This window comes from Streptomyces sp. NPDC046977 (assembly GCF_040644455.1).
In the GTDB taxonomy this organism is placed as follows: Bacteria; Actinomycetota; Actinomycetes; order Streptomycetales; family Streptomycetaceae; genus Actinacidiphila.
The window spans coordinates 1-12,481 of record NZ_JBEYWO010000071.1 but is presented as its reverse complement, the minus strand read 5'-3'; the positions used below and the strand labels follow the sequence as shown (position 1 = coordinate 12,481).

The 12,481-nt window shown below is 68.1% G+C and carries 9 protein-coding genes; 3 read left to right on the top strand and 6 right to left on the bottom strand.

Going from position 1 to position 12,481, the window contains the following annotated elements; genetic code table 11:
• The first annotated feature begins 266 nt into the window (after positions 1-266).
• Positions 267-1,118, top strand: a complete 852-nt coding sequence (locus ABZ883_RS42665) for an RNA polymerase sigma factor SigF (RefSeq protein ID WP_360917591.1) — start codon at positions 267-269, stop codon at positions 1,116-1,118.
• A gap of 425 nt (positions 1,119-1,543) precedes the next feature.
• Here ABZ883_RS42665 and ABZ883_RS42660 read toward each other — a convergent pair whose 3' ends face one another.
• From ABZ883_RS42660 to ABZ883_RS42640, 5 genes are all read right to left on the bottom strand, one after another.
• The gene (locus ABZ883_RS42660; protein WP_360917588.1) at positions 1,544-1,729 is read right to left on the bottom strand and encodes a CsbD family protein; all 186 of its coding nucleotides are present in this window, start codon (positions 1,727-1,729) and stop codon (positions 1,544-1,546) included.
• 270 nt (positions 1,730-1,999) lie between these two features.
• Positions 2,000-2,167 carry a hydrophobic protein gene (locus tag ABZ883_RS42655; protein ID WP_319660878.1) on the bottom strand — a complete coding sequence of 56 codons (168 nt, stop codon included), beginning with the start codon at positions 2,165-2,167 and terminating at the stop codon, positions 2,000-2,002.
• Between the two features lie 109 nt (positions 2,168-2,276).
• Complete coding sequence (locus ABZ883_RS42650) at positions 2,277-2,894, bottom strand: hypothetical protein (RefSeq protein ID WP_360917584.1); 618 nt, start codon at positions 2,892-2,894, stop codon at positions 2,277-2,279.
• Between the two features lie 242 nt (positions 2,895-3,136).
• Positions 3,137-3,562 carry a hypothetical protein gene (locus tag ABZ883_RS42645; RefSeq protein WP_360917581.1) on the bottom strand — a complete coding sequence of 142 codons (426 nt, stop codon included), beginning with the start codon at positions 3,560-3,562 and terminating at the stop codon, positions 3,137-3,139.
• A gap of 1,025 nt (positions 3,563-4,587) precedes the next feature.
• Positions 4,588-5,172: a hypothetical protein gene (locus ABZ883_RS42640; protein WP_360917578.1), complete on the bottom strand. Its 585-nt coding sequence runs from the start codon at positions 5,170-5,172 to the stop codon at positions 4,588-4,590.
• 155 nt (positions 5,173-5,327) lie between these two features.
• On the opposite strand from ABZ883_RS42640, the gene ABZ883_RS42635 reads away from it, so the two are divergent.
• The gene (locus tag ABZ883_RS42635) at positions 5,328-7,340 is read left to right on the top strand and encodes an ATP-binding protein (RefSeq protein WP_360917574.1); all 2,013 of its coding nucleotides are present in this window, start codon (positions 5,328-5,330) and stop codon (positions 7,338-7,340) included.
• Positions 7,341-7,666: 326 nt separating this feature from the next.
• Positions 7,667-9,415 (top strand): SIR2 family protein, encoded by a 1,749-nt coding sequence (locus ABZ883_RS42630; protein ID WP_360917571.1) that lies wholly within the window; start codon positions 7,667-7,669, stop codon positions 9,413-9,415.
• Between the two features lie 54 nt (positions 9,416-9,469).
• Here the strand turns inward: ABZ883_RS42630 and ABZ883_RS42625 are convergent, their stop codons facing one another.
• On the bottom strand, positions 9,470-11,935 hold the full coding sequence (locus ABZ883_RS42625) for a Helicase associated domain protein (protein WP_360917568.1): 2,466 nt from the start codon (positions 11,933-11,935) through the stop codon (positions 9,470-9,472).
• Positions 11,936-12,481: the final 546 nt, after the last annotated feature.

Below are 12,481 nucleotides of genomic sequence, written 5' to 3'. Positions count from 1 at the left end.
AGCAGCGCCTACCAGCGGCACGCGAACGCCTACGTCACCAAGCCGGTCAATCTGGACGACTTTGAGCGTGCCGTGCAGAGCATCGACGCGTTCTATCTCGACACGGTCACCAAGTTTCCCCGGCAGTAGCCGGCACTGCGCCGCCCCCGCCCCGGGACGGCAGCGGTGAGCTTCCTTTTGGGATTCACATGGGCTGCGTGATCGCGGGTAGGCGGGTGATGCGATGGAGGCACAGCAGCACTGCAAGGTGAGGAGGGGTCGCTGAGATGCAGATGGTGACCGATGGCGTGGTCGGCGCGGCGCGGGAGACCGACACCGCGGTGACGTTGCCGGAGATTTCCGGTGCGATGACGGCCCTCGAGGTGCGGCAGGTCTCCAAGGTGATGTTCGCGCGGCTGCAGACGCTGGAAGAGGGCACGGCGGACTACCAGTACGTGCGGAACACGCTGATCGAGGTGAACACGGCGCTGGTGCATTTTGCGGCCCGCCGTTTCTCCCAGCGCGCGGAGCAGATGGAGGACATCCTCCAGGTCGGCACGATCGGCCTGATCAAGGCCGTTGACCGGTTCGACCCCGACTACGGGGTGGAGTTCGTGACCTTCGCGCTCCCGACGATCGTGGGCGAGATGAAGCGGTTCTTCCGCGACACCAGCTGGTCCGTCCATGTGCCGCGGCGTCTGCAGGAGCTGCGGGTGGACCTGGCCAAGGCCACCGATGCACTGGCCGCGGATGTGGGCCGGGCGCCGACGGTGGCAGAGCTCGCGGTCCGGCTGGAGATCGGCGAGGAGGAAGTCGTGGAGGCTATGACGGCCGCCAATGCCTACTCCGCGGCGTCCTTGGACGCACCGCCCACCGACGAGAGCGACGGCGGAACCGGGTGGGCGGACCGGCTGGGCTACGACGACAACGCCTTTGCCAAGATTGAGGACCTGGAGGCGGTCAAGCCGCTGATCGCGCAGCTGCCGGAGCGGGACCGGCTCATCCTGTCCCTGCGCTTCGGCCACGAGATGACCCAGGTGCAGATCGGCGAGCAACTCGGGGTGTCCCAGATGCAGGTTTCCCGGCTTCTGACCAGGATCCTGAACCGGCTACGCACTCAGGCGCTGGCGCTGCCATAGCCCCTTGCCGAGATGGCGGCCCGGCCGGGGACCCACCGGCGGTCTTGTACCGCCGTATCCCGGCCGGGGCCGACACGGCACACCATAGGCCCCAGGCCGTCGCACATGGGCGAGGCCGCGCAACGAGTTGCACGCTCGGACGTACCGGCGGGACCCCGGTGCGCGCGAAGGTATGAGGCGGGGCGTTCGTACGGCGGCCTGGCAGGCGTCCGTCCGGCCGGTGGCGCACGCGGCGACGTGTTCTGCACCGGCCGGACGGACGTGTTCAGCGTAGGACGGGCCGACCGGTCTGGCGTGCCGACGGCGGGGTAGCGGATCCGCGGCGCCAGCCGGCTCTGAACCGGCACATACGTGGATCAGCCGCGGACATGCGTGTGGGGCCGCCCCTCAGGGGCGGCCCCACACGCATGCGGTTCGCTGCTGGTTCAGGGCCGGGTGATGTCCTCGCCGACGTCCTTGAGCTTCTCCTTGGCCTCGCGGGCGTCGCCCTTGGCCTGCTCGGCGCGGCCCTTGGCGGTCAAGCGCTCGTTGCCCACAGCCTTGCCGGCGGCCTCCTTGGCCTTGCCGACAGCCTGCTCGGTCTTCGCCTTGGCCTTCTCGTTGGCAGTCATACCGTGCACCTTCCCTGCCGTTGATATTGGAACTTTGTTGTGTCGTCTGACCGCCGGACAATTCTGCAAACGTGCCCAGGCGGGCGATCTGGTGCCGTTTGCCAGTTGTGCGGGCGCGGCTCGCCGGGGAGGTCCCGCGCCGGTTCCAGGTCGCGGCCGGCGAGCCGCTTGCCCGTCGCCTACCCCGGTCGTGGCGGGGCAGTGCAAAGGGTGGGGTTCGCGGCCCGGTCGGCGGCACGAACCCCACCCTTGGCCTGGGGTGGTGTCAGGTCACCATCGGTACCAGCGGCGGCGTCCGCCGCCTTCGGCGGCCCGGAAGACGAAGCCGAGGGCCCACACCACGAGCACGATGATGGCGATCCACCACAGTGCCTTGAGGGCGAAGCCGGCGCCGAACAGGACCAGGGCGAGCAGCAGGACAAGCAGCAAAGGAACCATGTCGTCAACCTCCTGACTTCGCGTCTGCCCCGCGAGTCGGCCACTACGCGTGAACAGGCCGGAGCCGGTTTCGGGCCGCGGTCCGTGGGCCTTGGGGTGTCGTCGCGTGTCAGTGCGTCAGGTGCCAGTTGGGGGTGGCGGGCATGTGGGTGGGCAGGGCGGGGGTGTGCTGGGTGAGGGATCGGGCGCGTTGCCACATGCCGTGGACCTGCTGGACGGGGCGTTGTTGTTCTCCGTGCAGGGCGTTGACGATCACGAGCCCGCCGGTGAGTGCCGGAACGAGCCATTGCAGGCAGGCGAGGTGACGCTGCGCGGTGGTGATGTCGACGGGGTGCTCGGTTGCCTTCTGTGCGTCTTCCGGCCGGTCGGAGGACGCGAGCTTGATCTTCCTTCCGAGTACGCCGCTGTAGGCGGTGGCAGCCAGAGCGGCCCCGGTGAGCACGGTCTTGACCAGGGTGGAGGTTGCCACGCCCTGTTGGACGGCGACACGGGGGGCGTTGACCGCGAGCAGGCCGCTGGCGCCGACCAGGTGGCAGCCGATCGCCGCAGCATTGACCGGGCTCCACTTCTCCCAGCCGCGGGCGGCGATCCGGGCGGTTCCCCGCTCGCCGCTGCCCTCGGCCCGGGCGGCGCCGTTCAGGCCGACCGCGCCCATCAGGGAACCGCCGAACCACGCGGCCAGCCCCATATCGTGCAAGCTCCGCAGGACGGTGTGACGTTCGGACATGCTTCCGGCTCCTTGGACTGCGGCGGCGGTCTTCCGGTGTTCCTCACCGTGACCCACCGCGGCCGCCGCCGCCATCGCGGATGGTACGAACGGGCTCGCAGAGTCCACCCGGCACCGCCCCAGCCGCCGGAGCACCGCCGTTGACGGTCGGATGACCCGTCCGGCTGTCTGTCCCTATGGCGTGTCGTGTGGCTGGGGCGGGCCTGTTCGGTGTGCTGCCTGGTCGGCGGCAGCCTGGTGCCTCAGAAGGGCTGGAGGCGGGTTTTGACGCCGTCGGCTTCGAAATCGTAGATGTTGCGGTTGATGCGGAGGCCGTCGACGGCGCCGATCCACATGTGGTCGCGGCCCTTGCCGACGGCGACGGTGAGGATGGTCGGGGGTGCGATGCCGCCGGTGAAGGAGGCCTTCAGCTGGGTGAAGTTGCAGGGGGTGGCCTGGGTGCAGGAGGTCTCGTTGCCGGTGAGGAACCAGGTGCCGGTGGTGGTGGCGTCGAGGTAGGGGCTCCAGCGGTCCACCACGGAAAGGGCGGGCGGGGTCCACACCATGGTGGAGTAGTTGTCGCCGGTGGTCATGTTCGGGTCGATCTCGAACCTGATGTTCGGCATGTTGGCCGGGCCGCCGTAGCCGATGTTCTCGCGCGCGCTCGTTGCCGAAGTCGACCTTCTCACTGGGGGGAGCGAGCGTGGTGGAGTTGTTCGCGACCTCGATGCCCAGGCTGCCGTTGCCGTAGGGCGGCCGAGCGGCGGCGGCCGGTACACCGAAGGAACCGACCGGCCCATTGCGCAGCATGGCAACGGGCGAACCGATCGTGTTCCGGGTGATCACGCCCCAGTTGTCCGCAAAGATATTTTTCTCGTCTGCGAGAGCAGTCGTCGATCCCGGGAGTATCGACGCCGCTATCGCGGCCAGGGCTATGGCCGCCAGCGCCTTGCCGCGGCGCATACCGAATCGAACGTTCACTGATCTTCCTTCCAGAGGGTGGAGGCCGACCCTTCGGTCCATTGGCACATGCCAGATGCAAAGGACTCCAGGTGAACACGAACGGTAACTCTATGTTGCAGATCGTGATGTCGCCTGCTGAAACCGGGGCGGTTCAGGTCAGGCAACCGCGGTGGCCGGGGGTAGCCCAGGACGCGTAGTCGGACAACGCGCCCCATACAGCACGGAGCCTCGGCTGACAGCGGCCGGAGCCCCGCACCGGAGGGGTGTGTGCGTCTCCTGGGGTTCAACGACAGGCCGCAGGCGGCGTCACGCCCACGGTGTATCGCCCGCCCTGGCGGAGAAGGCCGATGGGCCGGCGGCGCTAGCGAGCCAGTTTCTCAACGCCGCCCAGTTGCGCTCGAGGTCGGCCAGCACTGGGTGGTGCTCGGCGGCGGGGTGCTGGTTGGCCGTGCCAGCGCGGGTTTGCCGCCGCGCGTGGCTGTGCAGCCGTGTGCTATCCGCGTCAGCTGCCCGCGGACTGGCCACGGCCGACGCCGCTGTGCGGGCGCTGCCTTCCTGGTGACCTCGGCTGCGTGGGGGACAGTTCCGGGCCCGCGCAGTCTTTCTGGCTGGGCTTCTCCGGATCCGGAGCAGCACCGGGCGGGCTTGGCGGCACCAGTGGGATCGTTCGTTGCCGCCGAGGGTGGCTCCAGGAGTGCCAGAGCGCCGGGATAGACGGGCCGGGGCGTCGGGTTGCCCGTCGAATGGTGCGTTATAGGCGCTTGGAGGATGCGGGAGGCTCGCCCAGGGCGGGGTTGCCGGGCGTGCCGAAGAAGTGGGCGTCCCAGGCGATCAGCTTGGCGTGCAGGCGGTTGAATTCATCGGCCAGTTCCCAGACGTCTTCGCTGTACGCAACGGTGATCTCGGGACGGTTCAATCCTTTCGTTCCTTTGACGATCCGCCAGGCGTAGGTTTCCTCGTCGTAGGCCCAGTAGCCGTGGATGTACCGATTGCGCTGTTCGAAGCCAGCCGTGCATCGGTCCAGGTCGTGCAGTAGCGCTGTGCGGTCGCGGGTGGGAATCCGCTCTTCTGGGATGGCAGCGAGCCGGCTCTTGGCCTTTTTGATGAAGTGCGTGACCGACTCGTGGGGGTTGTCGGTGTACGGCCGCTCGACATCGCCGAGATGGGCATACAGGCCGTGCAGGGTGTACTCGACTGCTGCAGCGCGCTGCACGAGCACTCCGAGGCCAAGAGCCAGGGCAGCCTGCTCCTCGTCCATTCCAGCGAGCAGCTCGGCTGTGCTGGGAGGAATCTGCTGCACCTCGGGCTGGGCGTCGGCGGGTGGCTGGAGAGTCATGTCAGGTCTTTCAGCGATGTTGGGGGAGCAGTGCAGAGGGTCGGACTGCCGTCGAAGGTGAACGGTTGTACCAGGACTACCTGATTCGACGAGCCGTTACAGGCGGTTGAGGAGGGATGGACAATCTGTTCCGGACTGCTGAAGGATGCGCTGTTATGGCGGATCACGTACTTCTCGAAGCCGGGGACGACCTGGTGCGGCAGCTCTCGCACGAGCGAGAGGCGGTCAAGGCCGTCCTGGAACTGGTGTGGAACTCACTGGACGCCGACGCCACCAAGGTCGACGTTGCCATCGTGCGATCGGCCATGCAGGGCGTGGACAAGGTCGTCGTCTCCGACGACGGTGACGGCATCACCCCCGAGAAGGCGCGAACCGCATTCAAGCAGGTCGGGAACTCCGACAAGCGAGAGGGCGGCACGACCGAGAGGCTGAAGCGTCCTCTGCACGGGAAAGCCGGTCGCGGGCGGCTGCGCGCCTTCGCTCTGGGCGATTCCACCCGGTGGACGAGCACGGCCCGTGCCGTGGACGGCCGCCTGCTGCGGACCACGATTGAGTCCGAAATCAGCCGGCGGACGACGTGGCGCATCGACACGCAGCCGGCACCTGCCACGGATCGTCCCGGTACGACGGTCGAACTGTGGGGCAAACAGTCCAGCCACCTCCTGCGGCTGTTGGAACCCAAGGCCGGCACTCAGATCACGGCAGCTCTCGCGCCATATCTGCTGACCTGGACCGATGTCCGGGTCACCTACGACGGTCAGCGCATCGACCCGCGCACCCAGATCCAGGACGAGGAAACCGAGGACCTGTCGTTCGACTACGACGGGCAGACGCAACGTTTCACCGTCCGTTTGATCCACTGGCGCACGGGCAGCGAGCGCACCATCGCCCTGTGCGACGCCGCGAGCGCGCCCGTGGAGAGCATCGACGTCTCCGCCGAGCACCCCGACTTCCCCTACACCGCCTACGTGCTGTGGGAACCCATGCCGCGGCACCGCAACGAGATCCCTCTGGTCATGCTGGGCGGCGACACACCCCTGACGCCGCTCCTGCGCATCACCCGCGAGTGGATCAGCGCCCGGCTCGAAGAACGCCGCCGACGCCAGCGCCGACAACTCGTCGACCGGTGGATCGAGGAAGGCGTCTACCCCTACCCGCGCCGCCCCGAGGGCGCTCAAGCCCGAGCCGAGCAGGCCACGTTCGACCTGGTCGCCACATCCATCAACCGCCACATCCCAGCAGACAAGACCAAGAAGCGGCTCACGCTGTCCCTGCTGCAGAACTCCCTCCGCCACAACCCCGACGAGATGGTGGAGATCCTGGAGAGCGTGCTGCGCCTGGGCGAGGACGACGCCAGCCACCTGCACGGCCTCCTCCAGCAGACCAGCCTGTCCAACATCATCCGCGCCTCCTCCATCGTCACCTCACGGCTGCAGTTCCTCACGGCCCTGGAACACCTGGTCTTCGACGAAGAGATCTACGGCCTGGTCAAGGAACGCGACCACCTCCACAAGATCCTCGAACGCGAGCTCTGGGTGTTCGGCGAAGAGTTCAACATGATGCGCAGCAGTGAGATCGGACTGACACGGCTGCTGGAACACCACCGGCGCGCCGTCGGCTGGGACCCCACCCCCGACGGGTCGGTCCGCGCAGTCGACGGCGGCGCTCGGCGAGTGGACCTCATGCTCTCGGCCAAGAGCCAGGAGCACGACCGCGTGCGACACCTGGTCATCGAACTCAAGGCGCCATCCGTGGAGGCCGACCGCGATCAGGCCAACCAGGTCGACGACTACATGCAGGCCGTCCTCAAGGACCCCCGCTTCGCCAGCGTCGAGACCACGTGGGACTTCTACCTCGTCGTCCGTTCGATCAAGGGCAGACTGCTTCCGCAGCTCCGTCAGGCCGGCCAGCCGGAAGGCCTGTACAGCGAGCCCACGAACTACGAACACGCACGCGTGAGGGTCTGGGTACGAACCTGGTCCGAAATCCTGCACGAAGCCAAGCAACGACTGGAGTTCGTCAAGAACGGCATCGACCACAACCCCTCCCTGGAACAGGCCCTCGACTACCTCCGCCACCGTCACGGCGACCTCATCCCCGACCAGCTGCGCCAGCCCGCAGCCGTTCCCACACCCCGCTCCGGGGCAGCCCACAACCCGGCCGTCTGATCAACCTGAGCCGCTGGCGCGGCGCAGCCAGCCCGATTCGGGAAGCGGGTCTGTCGGGCAGCATCTCCTCGACAGCGAGGTGCCGGATCCGTGGGCGTAAAGGGGGAGTGGGCTTTCATGCACGGAGCCTGCCCTGCCAGCGGGGCCAGCCCCGATGGCGATTATCGTCATTCTGACGAGATTGCTGGTAGTGTCGACTCCTGTAGCCCGGTGGTGGTTTCGCTGTCAGGGGTGGAGCGCCGGGTAGGGGAGTGAGGTGTGCCGCCGTGGCTGGAAGCTCGGGTGGTGCGGCCGTGCCGGGTACGAGCGCGGTCATGGATCCCAGGATGGCGCTGGCGCTGAACGTGCACACCTGCCCGGGCGTGTACGCAGTGCTGCTGGGAGCCGGCATCTCGATGGCATCGGGTGTGAAAACCGGCTGGGCCATCGTCCAGGACCTCGTTGGCAAGGTCGCCACCGTCCACGCCCCGGACGACCCGGACGCCGCCGCCACGGCTGCCGCAGACCCGGAGACGTGGTGGGAGAACCGGTTCGGGGAGCCGCTGGGATACTCCCGCCTGCTGGCGGAGGTGGCCCCAACCCCAGCGGCCCGCCAGGCATTGCTGGCCGGCTACTTCGAGCCCGAGGACGGCGAAGACACAGGCAAGCAGCCCACCGCCGCGCACCGCGCGCTCGCCGCGCTGGTGAAGCGCGGCAGCATTCGAGTCATTCTGACCACGAACTTCGACCGGCTCATGGAGCGGGCCTTGGAGGAAGTCGGCATCTCTCCGCAGGTGATCCGCGAGCACCAGATCGACGCGATGAAGCCCTTGCCCCACAGCCCGGTCACGATCATCAAACTGCACGGTGACTACGCGGACCTGGAGCAGCGCAACACCATCGACGAACTAGGGACCTATCCCGACGCACAGCAGCGCCTGCTGGACCGCGTGGCAGACGAATACGGGCTGATCGTATGCGGCTGGTCAGCAGATTGGGACAAGGCCCTGGCCCGGACCCTGGAGGGCACCCGCTCCCGTCGCTACCCGATGTTCTGGTCCCAGGTCGGCAAGATGAGCGACCCGGCTACCCGTCTGACCGAACAGCACTCCGCCGCCGTCCTCGACGGCGTCACCGCCGACGAACTCTTCACCGACCTCCAGCGCCGTGTCGAAGCTCTGGACCGCATGACAGCCACACCGATCACCCGCGACACCGCAGTCGCTCAACTCAAGCGGTACCTGCCCAACCCGCTTCACCGCATCGACGTCCACGACACGATCGACCATGCCGTCACCCAACTCCTGGACAACTCCACTCAGGACAAGCGCCCGGTCAGCGGGGACGACACCGTCTTCGCCAATAATCTCCGCGGCTACAGGGCCGACGCTGACACTCTTCTGCACCTGCTTGCCAACGGGGTCTTTCACGACGACGGCACCTACGACCACCTGTGGCAGCGCACCATCGAACGCCTCAGCCGACTGCGCGACAGCAACCTGAACCACTTCCGCGAGGACCTAGACCAGCTACGGCTGTATCCCGCATTGCTGGCCATCTGGACGATGGGAATTGCCGCCATCCTCGGCCGCCGAGAGCAGCTCCTGGCACGTTTGTTGACCCAGCCCCGCTGGACGCCTCTATTCGGCAACGGGCAGAGACAGACCCCGGATGTCTACCTCAACCCCTACCGGGTCGTCGACGGTAACGGGATCAACAAGATCGATGCTCCGCCGAGTGGCGGCAGATGGCACTATCCCCAAAGCCACTTCATCCGCCAGGTGCTGCGCGATCCCTTCCGACTTGTTGAACCTGACGACCACGCATATGGGAACGCCTTCAACCGGTTCGAGTTTCTGACATCCCTGATCGCCATGGACCAGGAGGACGACTGGCTGGCCGACCCCTGGCCAGGAGAATTCCTCCTCGACCCAAACTGGGGCTACGCCGACAACAGCTTGGCCGCAGATGCGGAGCGCGAGATGACACCCGCCTGGCCGCTCGTCCAGAGCGGGGCATTCGGCGGCGACCTCGAGCGTGGCAAGAAGGCGCTCCAGGCACTCATCGAGTACCGGGCAAATCATCCTCGCTGGTGACCGGCTTGCCATAGGGCCGGGCAGGGGTCCTCGCCCGGCCTGCGTATCCGGTCGCTACCAGCGGATGCCGAGGGCGTCGAGTTCTGCGATGCGTTCGGGGGCGAGGCCGGTACGTCGGGCCCGCTGATTGGCGATGAAGACGCCAAGAGCGTGGCCGGTGCCGGCGACGTCCTCGACGTGGGATCGGGGGACGTTGAGGTGGCCCTCACGTTCGGCGTATTGGCGGGCGGCGGTGAGGCTGGCGGCCCAGATCTGCGCCCGGCTGCGTTTCGGCTTCGCAGCCCCCAGCGCCAGTGTGCGCTCCCCTGCAGTGGCGGTGATGCCGAGGATCTCAGTCAGGAGCCATTGCTGGACGGTGGTGAGGGTGTCCCACTGGGTTTGCTGGGCTCGGATCCAGCGGCCGATGTCCTCGCCCTGGATGATGAGCTGGCCATCGCGGTCAGGCAGTGTACCGCCGGCGGTGTAGTAAGTGCGGGCGAGGTGGAAACACCTCTGCCAGACCACGGGCCAGGCGGGGCACCAGGCGGGGTCAATCTCCTCGAGCGCCTCGCGCCGCTCCCGGTCCAGACCCGGGCCTTTCCGGTCGTGCCCTGCGGTGCTGCGGCGGGCTGCTGCGCGTTGGTTCTTGAGCCATTGGCCGATGGGGTGGCCCTGCCAGGTGGCGTCGGTGGGGGCGAGGAGGTGGCCGTGTTCGGCGGCCCAGCCGCGGGCGGCGGCCAGGCCTTCGGTGAAGGCGATGTCGGCGTGGTTCCAGATCATGCCGAGCTCGTCGAGCTGCTTCACGCGTTCGGTGTTGAGGTGGCCGCGGGTGTGAGCCTGGCGCTGGCGGGTGATCCACACGCCGAGGGGGAAGCCGTCGGAGGTGCGGTGTCCGTAGGGGACGTGGAGGTCTTGGTGGTCGCCGTGGTAGGTGAGGGCGGCTTGCAGGCCGCGCCGCCAGAACTCGGTCTCCGGCTGTAGTACCCGCAGGCTGATGAACGCTGCCAGCTGTGCGGGGTCCCGTGGCGCAGAGAACGCCAGCAGCCCGCCCGCCGGCGAACTGACGCCTCCGACCGCGCCCTGCCCTCCGCCCGCCGCCGCAGTGGTGGCGGCCCGCCGGGATGCTGCCTGGGGGGTGGCCAGTTGTTCGACGGCCTCGGTGTCGTGCGCGCGCAGCGCGGTGAGGACTTTGATCAGGCCTTCGTAGGAGCGGGAGGAGAGCATGTCGTCGGGCTCCTCGCCCGGGCTGAGGAAGACCGGGACGACCAGGCTGGCCACCTTGCCTTCGCCGGGCTGCATGCGCAGGGCCCGGCCGACGGCCTGGACGATGTCGACCGTGGACCCTAGGACGTCCGCGAAGACCACCGCATCGCAGTTCTTGGTGTCCACGCCCTCCCCGAGTACCCGCACTGAGGCCAGCACGCACCGCTCCATCACCGTCCCCTCGGCGGTGGTGCCTGCGGTGAACTCGCCCAGCACGCGGCGCCGGTGGGCGGGCTTGTGCTCCCCGTACAGCCACTGCGCCCAGACCGCGCCTGGCTCCGGGTACGCCTCGGGGGCGCTGTCCCACAGGGCTTTGGCCACGGCCGGCAGGCCGCTGGCGAACGCTTCCGCTTCGCTTGTGCGGTAGTGAAAAGTCAGCAGCCGGCGCAGCTTCCGCTCGGCACCTGTCTTCAGCACGGCGGTCTGCAGCGCGGCCAGGCGGGCCCCGCGGACGGTATCGGTCCGAGCATCCTGGCCGATCAACTGAGCTGCCTGGAGCTGCGGGTCGGCGATGTCCACGCACACGACCTGGTACTGCGCGATCAAGCCCCGCTCGATCGCGTCCGACAGCGTCAGCCGGTACACCACGGGCCCGAACACAGCCTCGTCATCCATCGACGCCACCACCTGCCCCGGCCCACCCGCCGCACGGCCGACTTCCCCCAAACCTCCTCCGGACGAGCCCGCCACCTCCGCAGCAGCGACCTCCCACAACCGCGGAGTCGCCGTCATATACAACCGGCGCACGGCCGGCAGCCGCCCGTTGTCATGAACCCCCGCCCACGGCTTGCCCAACGCCCCCGACGTGCGGTGCGCCTCATCGACCACCACCAGATCCCACGCACCCAGCCCCGCCGCGTGCGCGCGCTCCAGGACCCCGAGCCCCACTGCCGCGTACGTGGCGAACAGGGTGACCCGCCCCCCACCCCCGAGCCACCGCACCAGCTCGACAGGGTCCGTGGTGCACGGCACCCCCAGCGCCTCACCCTCAGACAGCGAACACGCCCCGAACAACCGACCGGTGCGCCCGCCTTCCCGCCACACGGTGGCCATCTGAGCGAGCAGATCGAGAGTGGGCACCAGAACCAGCACCCGCTCGGCGCGGAGCTCGTACGCGGCGTGCACCGCGATCAAGCTCTTGCCCGTCCCCGTGGCCGCAACGATCTGAGCGCGCAACCCGCCCTCAGATACCGGCCTTTCCGCAGGCGCCTGCAGCGCACGTACCACCGCATCCACCGCCTCGATCTGGTGGGGACGAAGCCGGTACTGACTGGACATAAGATCCACTCCTCCCGCAGACCCGGGCCCCAACAGAGGCAGTGGGCTCTAGCTGTAGAGTTTATCCCGGACCCTTTGATGCACAGAGACCTCCCGATCACCGAGCGGAGGGCCAGCGGTCCTAGCGCTCGAGGGCACCGTTCCCACCATCCCAGCCGCGGAAGTCACCGTCCCGGAATTTTGACAACTTCACCCGCAAGTGCTACTGCTGCTGACCGGCCACCAGGCGACTGCCAGTCAGCAGCCCCCACCCCGTAGCCAGCCGTGCCCGCGCCAGCGGGCACCAGGCCCGCAGGCGAAGCCGGAGGGCTCAAGGCAGGGGAGCGAAGCGGACCTGCCGTCCCGTCAGTCCGGGCGCGCAGCGCCCCCGGATTCGGGGGGATCCAATGGGGCCCCGGCGGCCCGGGGTCCGGCATCGGGGGACTCCGGGGGGGGGAGGCGGCGGCCGCGGGGTCCCGGAGGGCACCCGCCCGGCCGGGTTGTAGCGCTGGAGCAGAAGCAAAAACTTAGGTGGGTAGATAACAAACACAGACCCAACGAGGGACG